Origin of the sequence: Coleofasciculus sp. A1-SPW-01 (assembly GCF_040217205.1) — a bacterium.
Classification (GTDB): domain Bacteria; phylum Cyanobacteriota; class Cyanobacteriia; order Cyanobacteriales; family Coleofasciculaceae; genus Coleofasciculus; species Coleofasciculus chthonoplastes_A.
Genome location: NZ_JAVJNP010000061.1, coordinates 79,412 through 96,111, shown reverse-complemented (window position 1 = coordinate 96,111; position 16,700 = coordinate 79,412). Strand labels below are relative to the sequence as shown.

15 protein-coding genes are annotated in these 16,700 nt (G+C 45.1%); 4 read left to right on the top strand and 11 right to left on the bottom strand.

Going from position 1 to position 16,700, the window contains the following annotated elements; translation table 11 throughout:
* Positions 1-38: 38 nt before the first annotated feature.
* The 4 genes from RH949_RS10295 to RH949_RS10280 all read right to left on the bottom strand — a co-directional run bounded on the left by RH949_RS10295 (position 39) and on the right by RH949_RS10280 (position 3,002).
* Complete coding sequence (locus RH949_RS10295; protein WP_044207180.1) at positions 39-263, bottom strand: hypothetical protein; 225 nt, start codon at positions 261-263, stop codon at positions 39-41.
* Positions 260-2,023: a S8 family peptidase gene (locus tag RH949_RS10290; RefSeq protein ID WP_446352873.1), complete on the bottom strand. Its 1,764-nt coding sequence runs from the start codon at positions 2,021-2,023 to the stop codon at positions 260-262. Before RH949_RS10290 ends, RH949_RS10295 begins: the two co-directional genes overlap by 4 nt.
* Before the next feature lie 65 nt (positions 2,024-2,088).
* Entirely contained in the window at positions 2,089-2,298 is a 210-nt protein-coding gene (locus RH949_RS10285) for a hypothetical protein (protein ID WP_446352871.1), read from the bottom strand.
* Between the two features lie 98 nt (positions 2,299-2,396).
* A complete protein-coding gene (locus tag RH949_RS10280) occupies positions 2,397-3,002 on the bottom strand; it encodes an HD-GYP domain-containing protein (RefSeq protein ID WP_446352869.1) in 606 nt (201 codons plus the stop codon).
* Between the two features lie 210 nt (positions 3,003-3,212).
* Here RH949_RS10280 and RH949_RS10275 point away from each other — a divergent pair, with 210 nt between their 5' ends.
* Complete coding sequence (locus tag RH949_RS10275) at positions 3,213-4,004, top strand: YdcF family protein (protein ID WP_446352867.1); 792 nt, start codon at positions 3,213-3,215, stop codon at positions 4,002-4,004.
* 285 nt (positions 4,005-4,289) lie between these two features.
* Here the strand turns inward: RH949_RS10275 and RH949_RS10270 are convergent, their stop codons facing one another.
* From RH949_RS10270 to RH949_RS10250, 5 genes are all read right to left on the bottom strand, one after another.
* The gene (locus tag RH949_RS10270; RefSeq protein WP_446352865.1) at positions 4,290-5,519 is read right to left on the bottom strand and encodes an ATP-binding protein; all 1,230 of its coding nucleotides are present in this window, start codon (positions 5,517-5,519) and stop codon (positions 4,290-4,292) included.
* A 5-nt stretch (positions 5,520-5,524) separates the two neighbouring features.
* Positions 5,525-5,965 carry a response regulator gene (locus tag RH949_RS10265; RefSeq protein ID WP_006101218.1) on the bottom strand — a complete coding sequence of 147 codons (441 nt, stop codon included), beginning with the start codon at positions 5,963-5,965 and terminating at the stop codon, positions 5,525-5,527.
* A gap of 212 nt (positions 5,966-6,177) precedes the next feature.
* Complete coding sequence (locus tag RH949_RS10260; RefSeq protein ID WP_446352862.1) at positions 6,178-8,055, bottom strand: sensor histidine kinase; 1,878 nt, start codon at positions 8,053-8,055, stop codon at positions 6,178-6,180.
* A gap of 159 nt (positions 8,056-8,214) precedes the next feature.
* Entirely contained in the window at positions 8,215-10,608 is a 2,394-nt protein-coding gene (locus RH949_RS10255) for a PAS domain S-box protein (RefSeq protein WP_446352860.1), read from the bottom strand.
* A gap of 278 nt (positions 10,609-10,886) precedes the next feature.
* Positions 10,887-11,222, bottom strand: a complete 336-nt coding sequence (locus RH949_RS10250) for a cupin domain-containing protein (RefSeq protein ID WP_006101240.1) — start codon at positions 11,220-11,222, stop codon at positions 10,887-10,889.
* Between the two features lie 286 nt (positions 11,223-11,508).
* Here RH949_RS10250 and RH949_RS10245 point away from each other — a divergent pair, with 286 nt between their 5' ends.
* Positions 11,509-12,042: a DUF3122 domain-containing protein gene (locus RH949_RS10245; RefSeq protein ID WP_446352858.1), complete on the top strand. Its 534-nt coding sequence runs from the start codon at positions 11,509-11,511 to the stop codon at positions 12,040-12,042.
* Here the strand turns inward: RH949_RS10245 and RH949_RS10240 are convergent.
* Entirely contained in the window at positions 12,032-14,635 is a 2,604-nt protein-coding gene (locus tag RH949_RS10240) for a GAF domain-containing protein (protein ID WP_044207179.1), read from the bottom strand. The genes RH949_RS10245 and RH949_RS10240 overlap by 11 nt on opposite strands.
* A 409-nt stretch (positions 14,636-15,044) precedes the next feature.
* Here RH949_RS10240 and RH949_RS10235 point away from each other — a divergent pair, with 409 nt between their 5' ends.
* Together RH949_RS10235 and RH949_RS10230 are read left to right on the top strand one after the other, a co-directional pair.
* Entirely contained in the window at positions 15,045-15,209 is a 165-nt protein-coding gene (locus RH949_RS10235; protein WP_446352855.1) for a hypothetical protein, read from the top strand.
* Between the two features lie 145 nt (positions 15,210-15,354).
* Positions 15,355-15,582, top strand: a complete 228-nt coding sequence (locus RH949_RS10230; protein ID WP_446342090.1) for an indolepyruvate ferredoxin oxidoreductase subunit alpha — start codon at positions 15,355-15,357, stop codon at positions 15,580-15,582.
* 308 nt (positions 15,583-15,890) lie between these two features.
* Here RH949_RS10230 and surE read toward each other — a convergent pair whose 3' ends face one another.
* Positions 15,891-16,679: a 5'/3'-nucleotidase SurE gene (surE, locus tag RH949_RS10225; RefSeq protein ID WP_446352853.1), complete on the bottom strand. Its 789-nt coding sequence runs from the start codon at positions 16,677-16,679 to the stop codon at positions 15,891-15,893.
* Positions 16,680-16,700: the final 21 nt, after the last annotated feature.

Here is a 16,700-nt window from a genome sequence, read left to right as displayed (position 1 = left end):
AAGAAGTCGGGGATCTGGTAGTCAGCAAAATGTTCAGTTCAATCCATCACTTCAAAGGACTGCACTTGTAGGACTGGACCAATCATTGCTGTGGTCATCACATCCTCTCGCACCTCTCCTTGCACCTTCACGTTCAGGTTAGGTTGCTGTAACTCATCGGGGGCATCCTGAAGTTCATAGGTTTCTCCAGAATCGGCAACTAAAGCCCAAGCCCCCATGCCAATATCCTTGTGTTCGATTTTGCCCGTGACATTAATGCTCATGCAAATCTTCCCTCTTCTTTAGAGGCAAAATAGGCAAGTCCGAAGCAGAGGAAGGCATTCGCCATTAAAAATAGACGCGCCCCAATCCCACTTCCTAACCACAGAACACTAGGAGACATTACCGCACTTACCGCCAAACAACTGGCAACACCCAAGGCTGAACCAATCGCCACCCATTTCCATTGGGGATGTCCCAGGAACAATGCCACTAGGATAAAAGGAATCAGCACACTGGCAAAAATGGGATTTAATAAACTACTGCCTTGAATCGCTGTACCCAGTTCCGGAATAGAACTACCCATGACTCGTAGGGGCCACTGGGGTAAGTCAAAGATATAGAAGCCGCGCAGGAAGAATAATCCCGAACTTCCCGCTACTAATCCACTGGTCAAACTCCAGCCAAAGGGCAGATAGTTGCGTAAGAACCACGCCAAGAGGTAGGAACCCAGAACCATGAGAACTTTCGGCAACAGCGCCACCGCACCGCCATCAATCCAGAACCGGAGATTCAGATAACCGCTATCGCGCAACCACCGGAAGAAATCGCGGAAGGTAATTTGTCCCTTCGTCGCCAATTGCACTGCACCCCCAGCATCTAGTTGTCCTGCGCCAAAGTGGTTGAGGGGATCATCTTCAACCTGGCGACTGGATTGTTGGAGAACGGTGAAAATTTCATCGGGATCATTAATCCCACTCGCTTTCACCAAAGCTGCTACCCCAGCAACGTGGGGGGCTGCCATACTGGTGCCCTGAAAGCCAGAAAACATGGCAGTTTTGGTTTTGGGATTAATGGTTTCTTGGACAATCTTACCCGCTTCACTACCACCAGGGGCAGAAATGTCAACCCCAGCACCGTAGTTAGAATAGGGGGCTTTTACGCCAGCGGAATCCACCGCAGAAACACCCAGAACATGGGGATAACGGGCGGGATAGGAAGCGGAATTTTGGTTAGCATTCCCTGCTGCTGCAATAATCGCCACACCTTTGTTATAGGCATAGTCGATCGCCTCTTGCATGAGTTTACTTTCACCGCCACCGCCCAAGCTCATATTGATCACATCCGCGCCATTATCGGCGGCAAATTTAATCGCTTCAGCGATATCGGAAATCGTACCACCGCCACCCGCACTCAATACTTTTAAGGGCATGAGACTGGCTTCGTAGGCGACGCCAGCCACCCCGTAACTATTATTGGTGGATTGGGCAATGGTTCCAGCAACGTGAGTCCCGTGACCATTATCATCGAAGGCGTCAACTCTATCGTTTACGAAGTCGTACCCTTCGACCAGTTTGGTATCTTTGAGATCAGGAACCGGACTAACCCCAGTGTCAATCACCGCTACCGTAATCCCACTTCCCCGCGTCTCATCCCATGCGGCTTCCACATTAATGCTGCGGAGATTCCATTGCTGGCTATAGCTGGGGTCATTGGGAACAAAAAACGTGCTGTAGATATAGTTGGGTTCAATATATTCCGTGTCCTTCGCCAGTTCTGATCGTTTAAGCTGACGCAGGACTTGTTTATCTCCCTCCAAAATGTAAATATTGTCAACATCAGAGAATTCGCTATTGAGTCGCGGGGTCACGCCGTATTTTTGCGCGATCGCGTCCACCTCAGCACTAATCTCTGTAGCGGGAATATCTTCCCGGAAATCCAGTACAATTGAGCCAAATTCCCCCTGATTTGCCAACCCTTTAAAGTTGAACAGGGCAAAACCTAGCCCAATCACAAACAAACACAGTAACAAAAACTTTTTCATTGGCAACTCATCCACTATCGTGCCAGTTTAACCTCTACGATAGCTTATTTGTTATTTGTCATTGGTCATTCATCATTTGTCAGGGAATAGGGAATGGGCAATAGGGAATGGGCAATAGGGAATGGGCAATAGGGAATGGGCAATAGGGAATGGGCAATAGGGAATGGGCAATAGGGAATGGGCAATAGGGAATGGGCAATAGGGAATGGGCAATAGGGAATAGGCAATAGGGAATAGGCAATAGGGTAATGGGCTATAGAAATTTTGTCTCCCATCTTCCCCTGCTTCCCCTGCTTCCCCTGCTCCCCCCTGCTTCCCCTGCTTCCCCTGCTTCCCCTGCTTCCCCCGCTCCCCCTGCTCCCCAATCTTCCCGTCACCCGCCACCTTGGTAGAACAGCTCCAGAAATCGGAAAAATTTCTCACATAAGTTGGGATCGCGTGCGCCTGCTTCCATCTCCTTGGTAATCTCCTCTATAGCTTGCATCCAGTAAGGGCGATCGCTTGAGGGTTCATTCCGGGTGCGATGGAGTCGCTTACTGATAATGGCATCGGCGATGTTGACAAGCTGGAAAACTTGGACAATAAATGGAATTTCATCACCCTTGAGTCCCTTAGGATAGCCAGTGCCATTGAGTCGTTCTTGATGAGACAAGACTAGGGGGACAAATTCTTTCAATCCCGGAAGCTGCTTGCAGATCAAAGCCGACACTTCCGGATACTCGCGAATTTTTACCCAATCCTGTTCGCTTAAGGAACCGGGATTGAGTAAAATCGAGTCGGGAATGCTGAGTTTGCCTAAGCCATGACAGTAACTCAGGAAAACAAGTTGGCGTAGTTGAGTTTTGTCCAATTTCAGCCAGCGCCCAAAATGTAAGCACATTGTTCGCAGACGATAGCAGCGTAAACCAGCCGTGACGTTTCGAGCCAGCTGGATTTGTTCAAGAAAATTTAAGATATCGGCGTCGCCGGGGCGAAGCATTCCACTTCAGAATGAGTTTAGGTTACTTTTATTGTTGCATTTTTGTTGAGGTTAGTGATCCCCACCTCAATTAACGCTTTTAGATACAGACCAGTCAGTTGGGTTAGGAGGAGGACTGTATAGCGCTTTATACATTAGAGGAGTCTATTAGTGCATCTTTAACCTTACCATAAGGCTGGATACAATCAGAATTCTGTATTTAATTTTCGTATGTTTTTATTTCTCTCCAAGTTACTCCCCTTATTTGTGTATCCATTAGGACTTGCTTGCGTACTGATGGTTGTGGCGTTAGTCTTGTCCTGGAAACGCCCCCGCTTGGTTCCTATCCCTATCGCCTTAGGATTGATCATCTTGTTAGTCGCTAGCAATGGTTGGGTTGCCAATAGCATGGTTCAATCCCTAGAGTGGCAGCATATTCCACCCACAGAGTTACCCCAGGCGGAAGCGATCGTGATTTTGGGTGGGGCGACTCGATCCGCCATTCCGCCGCGCCCTGCACCGGATTTAAATGAAGCAGGCGATCGCGTTTTCTATGGGGCGCAGCTTTATCAGCAAGGGAAAGCCCCTGTGATTATTGCCTCTGGGGGGCGGATTGAGTGGCGGGGTGGGGGTTCTCCGGAATCAGCGGATATGGCTCAAATCTTAGAAATGATTGGCGTTCCTCCCTCAGCAATTTTGCAAGATCCGGCGTCTCTGAACACTCACCAAAATGCCGTCAATGTGCGAAGAATTTTACAGCAGGAAGGGATAAAAAAGGTATTATTAGTTACCTCTGCCATGCATACACCCCGCGCCCTGCGGGTTTTTCAACGTCAGGGGATTGAGGCGATTCCAGCACCGACTGATTTTTTGGTCACTCAACAAGAACTGAATGAACCGAATAGTAGTCTAGCGGCTATTTTATTGAATGGTTTGCCAGATGTTCAAAATTTAGATATGACGACCCGGGCGATTAAGGAATATATTGGTACAGCCGTTTATTGGCTACGAGGATGGTTATAAGCTGTTCGGCATTTAAACCTTAATATCAATAATGGCGCAATCCTTGCCGTAGTGCGTTTAGCGAAGCCATGCCGCAGGCTTTGCATCTTGCTCGCTAGATTGAGCATCTTGCTCGCTAGATTGAGCACATTGCTCGCTACTAATACCCAATTTAAATGAATGACAGCTTAAGAATGCAGAAATCCAAAAGCCCCGATAAGTGAAGGGCGGGTTTTGCTCTTCACTTATCGGTGAGAAGCTTACCTGAGTACCTAAACCCGCCCCTACAATATGACTTATTATTTATTACTTAATTAAAGGTAACGTCACTGTAAACGTTGTACCAAAACCAACCTCACTTTTGACTGTAATCTTACCCCCATGTAAATCAACACATTTTTTAACAATTGATAATCCTAACCCGGTTCCAGCAATCGTTCCCACATTCCCGGCACGACTAAAGGATTCAAATAATTTCGCTTGATCGGCTTGGGGAATGCCAATTCCTTTATCCTGAACCTGAAACACAACCTGGTTTTCTTCACAGCTTAAATTCAGCGTTATTTTACCCCCCTGCGGTGAATACTTAATCGCATTCGAGAGCAAGTTAGTAATCATTTGTCGTAGTAACTTAGGATCGAAATTAGCGCACTCACAACTCCCGTGATGCGTAAAAAACAACTGATGTTTCTCATCTACAGTAATTTGTAATCCTTCAACGATTTCCTCAAAAAAGCTAACTAAGTAGATCGGTTCTGGGTTGAACTCGACTTTCTCAAGTTCTGCCTTGTTAATAAATAACACATCTTCCACTAAAGCGGTTAGATGTTTAACGGAAAGCTGAATCCGCTGAAAATGTTTGCGCTGCTTCTCTGCATCCAATTTATGGAGATACCGTTCCAGAATTTCGGCAGATGAGTTAATTGTTGTCAAAGGTGTGCGGTATTCATGGGAAACGGTGGAAATAATTCGGGATTTGAAATGGCTGAGTTCTTGTTCTTGAGCCAGCGCCAGACGCAACTGAGATTCTAAGGTTCGTAATTGATCATTAGCTTGTTGGAGTTCACTGGTTCGTTCAGCGACGCGATGTTCGAGTTGTTCATTTGCCTGTTGTAATTGTTGCTCTTTTTGATTGAGTAATTGGATTGTTTTAGCCCGTTCAATCCCATAGCGGATAGAACGCACTAATAAATTACTGTCAAAATCACCCTTGACTAAATAATCTTGCGCTCCTTTCTGAACCGCAATTGTGGCTAGCGATTCATCTTCTAATCCGCTGAGAATAACAATGGGAATAGTGGGAAATTGATTGTACACCTGCTCAACGGTTTCCAAGCCGAAACTGTCGGGTAATGACAAATCCAATAAGATGACATCATAAGCATCTTGATCCCTCGGCTGTAGTACCTCTTGCAAACAGCGATGGTGAGTAATTTGGAACGGAGTTGACTTGATAAAATCAAGAAATTCTGTGATTAAATCAGCATCACCGAGGTCATCTTCAATGAGTAAGACTCGGATAGGATCGGTGTACATGGTAATTATTTGGGTGGAAGTTTGACAACGGTAAACCAGAAGTTTTCGATGGATTCGACAATTTTGATAAAGTCCTGCATACCCAGAGGTTTTGATACATAGCAGTTCGCACCCAAGTTATAGGACTTAAGAATATCGTCCTCAGCATCAGACGTGGTTAAAACCACCACAGGGATGCGTTTAAAGTAGTTGTCACCTTTAATATCTTGGAGTACCTCACGCCCATCTCGACGGGGTAGATTGAGATCCAGGAGAATTAAGTCTGGCGAGATAGCCTGAGTATATTTACCTTCTTGTCGTAAGTAAGCCAGCGCCTCAACTCCATCCCTGACACTATTGAGGTTAATCTGTAATTTGGCATCTTCTAGGGCTTCTTCAATTAAGTCAATATCCCCCGGATCATCTTCAACTAGGAGAATTTCAATCGCTTTAGTTACTGGGTTCATCAAGCAGGTCATAACATACAGTGTTTGTGGATAATTTTCGCACTATTCCCAATTTATGACAGAGTTCCCAAAATCTGGAGAAAACTAACGTTATTTGTCATTGGTCATTGGTCATTGGTCATTGGTCAGGCTATAGGCAATAGAATAAGTAAGGTAGAGTTTTGTAGTTAACTTCCCCAGCTTCCCCAGCTTCCCCAGCTCCCCCATCTCTCCTACACGGCGGGTAGTGTAAAGTAAAACGTGCTACCTTGTCCTAACTCTGATTCTACCCAGATTTGTCCGCCGTGACGTTCGACTATTTTTTTGCAGACGGCGAGTCCAATCCCTGTCCCTGGATACTCTTCCCGGTAATGTAGGCGCTGGAAAATGACAAAGATGCGATCGCGATACTGGGATTCCATTCCGATACCATTATCCTGAACCGCAATCTGCCAAAATTGACCCTCTCGCGTCGCGGTGATGTGGATGCGAGGCGGCTGTTGGGTACGGAATTTAATCCCATTGGTAATCAGGTTTTGCAGCAGTTGCGCCATTTGGGTGGGATTGGCGTTCACTTGGGGTAACGAGTCAGTGGTAATTATTGCCTTATTTTCTTTAATCAGAGGACTTAAATCTGCCAAGGTTTTCTTAAGAATGTGTCCCAAATCCGTGGGTTCGGGAATCAGTTCCGGTTTACTTACCCGTGAATAGGTTAACAAGTCGCTAATCAGGCTTTGCATTCTCTGTGTTGCATCGGTAATATAGGCGATATATTTATCGGCGCGTTCGTCAAGTTTACCTCGGTAACGTTTCACTAACAAATCACTGTAACTCCTAATTTTTCGCAGCGGTTCTCGTAAATCATGGGAAGCAACATAAGCAAACTGTTCTAAGTCTTGATTAGAACGGGCTAAATCTGCGATCGCGGCTTTGAGTTCTTGTCTGGCTTGTTTGCGTTCGGTAATATCTCGACATAAGGCTAAGATGCGACAACCTTCGTCGGTGTCGATAACTCTAGCATTAACCTCAATCGGAATAATTTTACCATTAGCATGACAATAATCAATCTCTAAATTTTGTACAGAACGTTCCGCTAACGCCTTTTGTACTTCCGCCGCATTGCGTTCTAAATCATAATATGCTGTCCAATCTAAAACTGTTTTACCTAGAATATCCGATACATTACAATGTCCGGTAACGCGACTATATTCTTGATTGGCATCTAACACTATACCCTGCTGATCCAGTACCACATAACCCGTCTGCGTGGTATCAATTAACGCCCGATATTTTGCCTCACTTTGCTGTAAAGCTTCTTCAGCGCGTTTGCGATCCGTGATATCACTAATTGAACCCGCCATTCGCGTTGGTTTACCCGTTTCATCCCAAATTGCTTGCGCCCTCGCATAAATCCAGCAGTAGTCCCCATATTTTTGGCAAAGGCGATATTCTATGGCATAAGGAACATGATTCTCTAAGTGATCTTGCATCGCCGCCATGACGCGATCGCGATCTTCTGGGTGAACTTTAGATTCCCAGAAATTATAATGATTTTCGCCTTCTTGTTCTTCATAGCCTAAAATCTGTTTAAACCGGGGTGAAAAATAAACCTCTCCCGTACTAATATTCCAATCCCATAATCCATCGCCTGACCCCCGAACCGCTAAAATAAATCGCTCTTGCGTTTCTCGTAATGATGTTTCTATGTCCTTTCGCTGGACAATTTGGGCAGCTAAATCATCGTTTATTTGCTTCATTTTGGTGGGACTGGGTAAGCTTAATGCTTGCGGGAGCATCGGGATTATTACCAAAGCTGTGTAAATAGAAATAATCGCGGTTATGGCTTTAATAAATCCCGATACCCAATAGATAGGATACCAAAGGGTCACAATTCCGATTAAATGAGTCGTACCACAGCTAATGATAAAGGCACTAAATAACCCAAAGACTCCTTTAAAGGGTACATCTTGCCGCTTTTGGATAAAGTACAGCAGCGTAACCGGAATCGAATAGTAGGCTAAGGCAATCAAGCCATCGGCAATAACATGCAGTCCGACTAAATTCGTTTGCCAGAGATAACAATGTCCGTGGGGAATATACATAATGGTCATTTGTCATTTGTCATTTGTCATTTGTCATTTGTTGCAGATGACTCTTACTCTATAGGGGCGGGTTTAGAGATATCAGGGTGAAAACCTTCCCGTTAGTGGTAAAACCCGCCCCTACAACTGTCATAATTTTTCCCATCTCCCCCATCTTCCTCATCTCCTCTACACAACAGGTAGAGTAAAGTAAAATGTACTACCCTGACCTAATTCTGACTCGACCCAAATTTTTCCGCCGTGACGTTCGACTATTTTTTGACAAATGGCTAATCCAATTCCTGTCCCTGGATACTCTTCCCGGTAATGTAGGCGTTGAAAAATGGCAAAAATGCGATCACTATAGCTGGGATCAATGCCAATCCCATTATCTTGAATGGAAATCTGCCAAAAATTATCCTGACAGTCAGCCTTAATATCAATTTGTGGCGGCTGTTCGCGGCTAAATTTAATCGCGTTAGCAATTAAATTCTGCAAGACTTGCCTAATTTGTAAGGAATTAGCTTGCACAATGGGAAGGTGTGTAGTATTAATAATTGCCTGATTTTCTTCAATCGCTGGACTTAAATCCGTTAATGTCTGCTGAAGAATTTCACCTAAATCAGTGGGTTCTAAAACCAGTTCATTGCGGCTGACTCGTGAATAGGTCAATAAATCCGTAATTAACGCCTGCATCCGGATGACACTATCGGTAATATAGCCGATATATTTATCCGCCCGTTCATCCAACTGACCCTGATAGCGTTTCACCAATAAATCACTATAACTCCTAATTTTCCGCAGGGGTTCTCGCAAATCGTGGGAGGCGACGTAGGCAAATTGTTCTAATTCTTGGTTAGAACGCTGAAGCTGTTGATTAAGTTGCTGGAGTTGTTCCTCATCGTGCTTACGTTCTGTCTGATCCTGCACCAGAGACAGAATAGAAACAACAGCGTTTAATTCATCAAACAACACAGAGTTATACCACTGGCAATATAATACATTGCCATCCTTAGTTAGATTACGGTTCTCAATAATCTCAGGTGGCGATTCTGGATTCAATAGGTTTAAAGCTTTTTGATGGACAAATTCAAAGTCATCCGGATAAACAAATTGCCAATCATTAAACTGTTTGCCCAGAACCTCCTCCGCCTTCCAGCCCAAAATACGCTCGGCTTGTTTTGACCAACCCTGGACACGAAACTGACTATCCCACTCTATCACTCCCAGGGGTGAATTTTCGACATGAAATCGTAATTGTTTATGGGCATTTTCTAAGTCAGCCGTTCGCTGTTCTACCCGCTGTTCTAAGTCTTCATTGGTTTGACGCAGGACATCCTCAACCCGTTTATAGTCAGTAATATCTTCAGCGATACCGAGAAGCAGTTTTGGTAATCCTGCAACCGTTCGAGAAAAAACCGTCTCTCGACTCCGCAGCCAGCGCCATTCTCCATTGGCATGTTTCATCCGATACTCAAGCGTGAGATGATCATCCTCGGTAAGCGTCGTCAAGTGCTTTTGATGTTCTAGAATGTGAGGAATATCCTCTGGATGTACCAGATGAGACATAAAATCTGTACCGATATCTTGAATATCTTGGGGTGTATACCCTAACAGTTCAACCGTAGAACGATTGGCATAAACATTGCGTTGTTCTATCACATCATAGAGGTACAAGATACCGGGTACTGTATCCGCGATGCGTTGACTAAAGTGCTGACTGTCGCGCAAGGATTGTTCGGCTTGTTTCCGGATACTAATATCACTACCAATCCCCAAAAATCCGACAATTTGGTTATTGGAGTTATATAAAGCGGTAATCGAAAGTAAAACAGGAAAGCGACTCCCATCGTGGCGAATATAAGTCCATTCTCGTTCATCAATCTCTCCCCGACGAGCCTTTGCGACAAACGCCTCAAATCCCGGTTGAATCGGAGTATTAAGTTCTTGGCAAAGTTCGTGCGATCGCTCTACAATTTCTTCAGGGTCATGAAATAGAGCAGGTGTGGTTTTACCCACAACGTCTGACGCCGAATAACCGAGCCATTTCTCAGCCGCTCGATTAAAGGTAGAAATTGTACCATCAACAGTAGTAGAGATAATCGTATAATTGGCACTATCTAAAATCGCTTGATTCAACGTCGCCAATTCTAGCAGCGCCTTTTCTGCCTGTTTACGCTCTGTAATATCCTGACCTCTAGCAATTACATATTCTACAGTCCCCTGTTCATTCAAACAAACCGTATCCATCCACGCAATCCAGCGCCAGTCTCCATCCCGTGTCACCCAGCAGCTTTCACAGGGTTGAGGGAAATTATCGGGGATTAAGTTATCAAAAATGGCTTGAATTGAGGCTACATCTTCCGGTAAGATTAATAAATCCCAAGCATATTTACCTTGGACTTCCTGGCGCAAATAACCCGTTAACTGTTCACAGGCGTGATTGAAATAAACAATTCGTCCTTGAGCATCGAGGATAACAATTAACGCACCGATTAAATCCAACATCGCTGCGGTTAACTCGCGTTGTTCCTTGAGGGCGTTAAGCGGAAGGGATTCGGGGGTGGGTAATGGTTGACTCATGAACATCCTTAGGCAAAAGCGGGATTAGCGTGACGGCTATACTAAAGTATTCCCGTTTCGCCGAGGGGATGTATCATATCTGGGTGAATTGGGGATTGGGGACATGTAGAGACGTGCCATTTTAATCTGTAGGGGCGCAAAGCTTTGCGCCCGATTCAATGGTAAAATCTATTCCACAATTTTAGCTGTGTAACGCCGCCATCGTGAGGAGAGTGAAGCGTAACGCAGCTTTGTTCAAGGCTGATTCTGGCTCTTGACTTCTCCTCTGATTTTAAACCTCATTCTTTTTTCCATAGCGTTAACAGAAACGCCAGATTTTGTTCCGCCTTTAAAGCATGGGGCGCATTCGCCTCCATTGAAATAAAAACGCCCGGTTCTAATTGAATCTCCTTACCCTCCAAAGTAAAGAGCCCCTTTCCTTCAATCACATTAATTGTGGCGTTACGAGGTGACGTATGTTCAGAAATACTCGTGTCCGCCGCTAGACAGAACAACGTGTGGTCACACTGGTCATCTTTATGAATAACTTTACTCACCACACCTCCTTCAGGATATTCTATGCGATCGCGCAGTTGCAATGAAAACGATGATTGGCTGGGAATTTGACTGGTCATGATGAATTTCTCCTATGGCACAATTTAAATAAGATATCCTATATTAGCGAGAATAAAGGGCGACCCGATAAAATTTAATGAATTTGAATTGTTAATTTAGGTGAGCAGGTCACCCCGACACATCTATCCTTGGTATTATTGATATTTGTTTCTGGCGGGGGTAACGAATGGGCGAAGTCTTCTGGGGAAATATGCAAACATCTTTGAGTTAACTTGATATCGATTACTTATGGTTAATCCTATTCAGCGATACTTTTCTTGGCTTCTAACGCTTGGTAGATTCCTCATGATATTACTCCTATTCCAAGCCACCTTCCTGACTCCGCCAGCCATCGCTGTACTGCGACAACACCAAGACGCACCGGGAATCATGCGCTATCACTCCCAGGAGTCGTTGAAAGATAAATCAGGACGAACTTGGCAGGTAGTTCTATTCAAAAAAATAATACCAGGTCAACCAACGCGCCTGAATCTGCGGTTAGTCGGCTTTCCGGGTATGGCTGAGTTTACCCATCCCCAATTCCTGGAAATTGCCACAGCAGGGGGTAAACTGCTCACCGCCCCTGATGTATTTGCTCAAGCCGCGCCTGCGCCTAATGTTGGTCAATATGATGTTACCGATGTCTTTGCCAAATTACAAGCTGATGAATCTCTGATCCTTTCCATATCCCTCAATCATGGACAACCCCTCTCCTTAACTATTCCCAAATCTCTAGTTATCGAGTGGCAATTATTGATCACAGAAATCGAGACAGATCCCCCTGACTTTTCACGTCATCTAGAAAAATCGATATCAAACCTAATGTCCCCTATTTTCTAGTCATCGTATGAACGCCATCCCAATAATCGGGAGGAGGATTATTCTGATAATGTTTAGCCCGTTCAATATGAATCAAAACCGGCTTATCATTAGGTTCAAGTTGATAGGCTTGTTCAAAATAAATAATTGCCTTCGAGAAGTCGCGACTTATGTATGCCTGACGCCCTTTAGCATACAGATCTAAAAATTTGTGGGTTTTATCATTAAGAGGGGTATCGATATCTTGAATCAAATGATAAATGCTGACCGCTTGGTTTTTCCCCTTCACGCGGATTTTATCAAGTTCCCGCACCCAAACATTATGGCGACAGAGGTTATAGGTATATTCACTAATGATAATATCGCAACCGTACTCTTTCGTAATACTTTCCAGGCGGGCGCTGAGGTTCACGCCATCGCCGATCACCGTGTAGTCCATGCGTTTGTGGGAACCAATATTACCCGACACCACTTCTCCCGAACTAATTCCAATCCCAATATGAATTAAAGGTTGGCGATTTCGCATCCGAGGTTCATTAAACTTGGCTAAACGCCAACGCATATCTAAAGCGGATTGAACCGCCATCCAGCCATGATTTTCTTTTAACGCCAAGGGAGCGCCAAAAACTGCCATCAGTGCATCACCAATAAATTTATCCAAGGTTCCTTTATGCTCAAATACCGATTCGACCATTGTTTCAAAGTATTTATTCAGGAGCGATACAACTTCCGACGCTCCCAAATTTTCGGTTAAAGTCGTATACCCCCGAATATCTGAAAATAAAATAGTGACATCCTTTTTACTCCCCTGCATCAGCGCATCTTCACCTAAGGCTAAGACTTCATCCGCCACCTCTGGAGTCATGTAGCGATACATGGTTGTTTTTAGCCGCTTTTCTCGACTAATATCTTCTAATACAACCAGACCCCCTCGCACCATTCCTTGGGGATTGGTTAGCGGATTAACTGTTAAATTAATACTCCGTTCAATAGGTTGTACTTGCTGTTTAGACAGGTAACCTAAAGACCCAGAATTATCATGAGCTTCATTCCACAAACTATAGGTTTTTGGGTCATTGCTTTTGGGAATAGCTAGGAGATAAAGATGAGTATCATCATGGGATTGGCAATAGGGGGGAGTATTCGGTATTTCTATATCTTCCAGGGGACATTGAAACAGACCGACCATTAAATTTTGCTCAGGAAGGTAATGCTTCGCCCCCGTAGTTAGGCTGTCTTGTAACCGAAATTGGAGAGGTTCAATGGGTACAACATCCCAGACGTAGCGATTGGTGAGTTTTTCCTCCCACAACTGACGGTTGCGATTGTCGAGTTGTTGTAAGGGACATCCCAGTAATCCTAGCGCCGCATCATTAATTGTCACAATTCGTCCCTGCATATCGGTAGAAATAACCGCATCAGAAAGGCTTTGCAGGATATCTTTTTGATATTGCTTCTCGATCAGAACATTTTCAAAAAGTTTGGCATTCTCTAGGGCAATTCCAGCTTGAATATTAAATGCCCGCATAAACTCTTCATCGGAGGTAGTGAAGCTGCCTTGATTCTTATTAATCAATTGAGTCACACCAATTAATTCGCCACCCGAGTTAAAGACAGGCATACAGAGAATATTGCGGGTGACATAGCCTGTTTTTTTGTCCGTCGTTGGATCAAAGCGAGGATCTTTATAGGCATCGGCAATATTCAACGGTTGACCCGTAGACGCCACATAACCGGCAATTCCCCGATTGGCTGAGATCCTGATTTCTACAATCTCTTTGCCATCAGCCGTCGTGACCTTACTCCACAGTTCCCCATCATCTTTACTTAGCATAAATAACGTGGAGCGGTCTGCTTGCATTAACTCCCGCGCTTGATCCATGACTAGACGCAGTGTGGCTTCTAGGTCTAAACTTTGACCCAGGTACTGGGTTGCCTTCAGGAGAGCAGCTGCACCGCGTTGGTTACGGGCTGCCATGTAGAACGATTGGCAGGTTTCCAGGATAATGCCAATCGAGGCGGCAAAGTCACGGAAGCGCTGTTCATCTTCTTCGTCAAAGGGTACACCCCCTGCTTTATTCAACAACTGCACGACAGCGACAATCTTTTTATTGCTACTGACAATGGGCATACACAAGAGGGAATTGGTATGATAGCCCGGAGATTCGTCAACTTCAGGATTAAACAGAGGATGGTTATAGGCTTCGGTGATATTGAGTGATTCGCCCGTCGTCGCCACATGACCCGCTAAACCCACATTTAGGGGAATGCGAACCTCCTTGGCGGCATTGTCCTCACCTGAGGGAATTTTTGCCCAAAGCTGATCTTTGTCACCATCAACGAGGAAGATAGTAGTACGCTCAGCTTGTAGGAGTTGACCGATTTTTAGGGTAAACGCCTCCATCACCTGCTCCAGCATGGTTTCCAGCGCTTCATGGTTAATCATTTCCAGCGCCCGCAGAAATTGCTGAAATTCAGCGGTGATGAAGTCCAGTAAGCAGATAAATTCGGGAAGGGATAGGTCTTTAACTCGATGAGTTAAAACGCTCGTGCGATTGAGTTGGGTTAACTGGGTCAATGTAGCAAGAACGCTACCGGCATTAGACAGTGTCATAGTATTCGCTGTTGAACAGCTACTTTTTGCTCTGGCTGTCAGACGCACTCTCATGCACGTCTGGTTGACTGTTTCAGTCGGGAGATTTAAAACAAATAAGCGCAGCGATATCGGTGAACGTTGAAAAACGCTTCCGTTTTCAGTTAGTTTAGACCAATCTCAATTTTAGATACATTTATCTGTCTGAGTTGTTATTTGTTTTATATGCTTTATCATGCACTATTACCTCCATTGTCTCATCCTTCTGCCCTCCTCACCCCATGACCAGAGGGACTTCTGCTGGCTGAGTTGAGGATTGCCCTTAAATCATTCTGCACCCAGTTACAGCCAGACGCCAATAGATCGAGCAATACAGCTCTACCATTCCTAACCGAAAAACGCGGCAAAAGAGGTTTAAACTTGACTGGCTATGAAAAAACCCCCAAGTAATATCTTGCTTCAGGTTGTCATCGCGATCGCACTATTATTGGCGGCTTATGTCATTGGTGGCTTCCTGATCAAAACTCGTCGAGAAGTCAAAGATACACCAGAGGCGAGTCTCATTCCTATCAAATCCGCCCAATTAGACTTTTGATCAGACGCAAGGGAGAAATGTCAGCGTAATTTATGCCTGCACGAGGGTAGGAACGGTATCTCATGCAGTAACATAAAAGCCATGGGGAATTACCCGTTACCGAAATGACGTTTGCCCATGTCATGTAACTACGAGAGGGAATAGCGTGTCTCACACTATTGTTACGGAAACCTGCGAAGGGGTTGCAGATTGCGTCGAAGCTTGTCCCGTTGCTTGCATTCACCCTGGTCCCGGCAAAAATGTCAAGGGGACAGACTGGTACTGGATTGATTTCGATACCTGTATCGATTGTGGTATATGCTTACAGGTATGTCCTGTAGAAGGCGCGATCGTTCCGGAAGAGCGACCGGAGTTGCAGAAAACGCCCCAATAAATTAGGGCTTGCTGAATAAATTGTGGTGGGGGTAGGGAGCAGGGGAAGCTGGGGGAGCTGGGGGAGCTGGGGAAGCTGGGGGAGCCATAGTACATTTTCCCTGATAGCGGTGCAAGGGTATAAAAGGGTTTAACCCTTTTTCCTTGAACAGGAGCAAATATCAATACCACTCAAAGCCTTGATAGCTAAGGGTTTTGGAGTTGTGCAGCAAGCCCTAACTAGAAAAGAGTTTTATATGTAGGGGCGGGTTTTACTACTATCGTTTTTTGCCCACTCTAATGTCACTAAACCCGCCCTGTCTAAATGACTTAAAACTCTATACTCTGCAAACTAGAGACGCCAGCAATATCCGTCAGATTGTATTGCAGGGGCGTAATCGCAATATAGTTTTCCTTAACGGCTTGAACATCGGTAGCTAAATCGGGAGGAAGATGAGAATGAGGCGGTTGTTCTATATCTTCAATCACTTCACCCGCTAACCAATAATAGGTTTTACCCCGTGGATCAACTCGTTTCTCAAAGGTATCGAAATAGCGACGAATTCCTTGGCGGGTAACCTTAACCCCAGCAATTTCCGCCTGACTCACGGGCGGTACATTGACATTAAGTAACATGACTTTGGCTAGGGGTTGCTCAGAGAGTCGCTCAATCAGGCTTTTGGCGAATGTGGCGGCGACGTGGAACTCCTTGGACGTATAGCTAGTTAGACTAAAGGCAATACTGGGAATTCCTTCCAGAACCCCTTCCATGGCGGCGGAAACAGTGCCAGAGTAAAGGATATCGGTACCCAAGTTAGAACCGTGATTAATCCCAGATAGAACTAAATCGGGTGGATGATCAATTAAAGCTCCCAATGCTAACTTTACACAATCGGAGGGAGTTCCGGAACAAGACCAAGCTTTAACCGCTGGGTGAAAAATCGTATCAACCGCTTCGGCGCGAATGGGATCATGGAGGGTTAAACCGTGACCTGTTGCCGATCGCTCTCGATCTGGACAAACAACAGTAACATCATGACCCGCTTGTGCCAGTGTATCAGCCAAGGTGCGAATCCCCAAGGCAAAAATTCCATCATCGTTGCTGATCAGCAATTTCATCAAATTCCGTGTGACTCCTGA

Coding starts and splice junctions, on each gene's coding strand:
- RH949_RS10295 (WP_044207180.1), bottom strand. CDS start 263: ATGAGCATTAATGTCACGGGCAAAATCGAACACAAGGATATTGGCATG.
- RH949_RS10250 (WP_006101240.1), bottom strand. CDS start 11,222: ATGACCAGTCAAATTCCCAGCCAATCATCGTTTTCATTGCAACTGCGC.
- RH949_RS10260 (WP_446352862.1), bottom strand. CDS start 8,055: ATGACCATTATGTATATTCCCCACGGACATTGTTATCTCTGGCAAACG.
- RH949_RS10245 (WP_446352858.1), top strand. CDS start 11,509: ATGATATTACTCCTATTCCAAGCCACCTTCCTGACTCCGCCAGCCATC.
- RH949_RS10275 (WP_446352867.1), top strand. CDS start 3,213: ATGTTTTTATTTCTCTCCAAGTTACTCCCCTTATTTGTGTATCCATTA.
- RH949_RS10290 (WP_446352873.1), bottom strand. CDS start 2,023: ATGAAAAAGTTTTTGTTACTGTGTTTGTTTGTGATTGGGCTAGGTTTT.
- RH949_RS10240 (WP_044207179.1), bottom strand. CDS start 14,635: ATGACACTGTCTAATGCCGGTAGCGTTCTTGCTACATTGACCCAGTTA.
- surE (WP_446352853.1), bottom strand. CDS start 16,679: ATGAAATTGCTGATCAGCAACGATGATGGAATTTTTGCCTTGGGGATT.
- RH949_RS10285 (WP_446352871.1), bottom strand. CDS start 2,298: ATGGGAGACAAAATTTCTATAGCCCATTACCCTATTGCCTATTCCCTA.
- RH949_RS10280 (WP_446352869.1), bottom strand. CDS start 3,002: ATGCTTCGCCCCGGCGACGCCGATATCTTAAATTTTCTTGAACAAATC.
- RH949_RS10270 (WP_446352865.1), bottom strand. CDS start 5,519: ATGTACACCGATCCTATCCGAGTCTTACTCATTGAAGATGACCTCGGT.
- RH949_RS10255 (WP_446352860.1), bottom strand. CDS start 10,608: ATGAGTCAACCATTACCCACCCCCGAATCCCTTCCGCTTAACGCCCTC.
- RH949_RS10265 (WP_006101218.1), bottom strand. CDS start 5,965: ATGAACCCAGTAACTAAAGCGATTGAAATTCTCCTAGTTGAAGATGAT.
- RH949_RS10235 (WP_446352855.1), top strand. CDS start 15,045: ATGAAAAAACCCCCAAGTAATATCTTGCTTCAGGTTGTCATCGCGATC.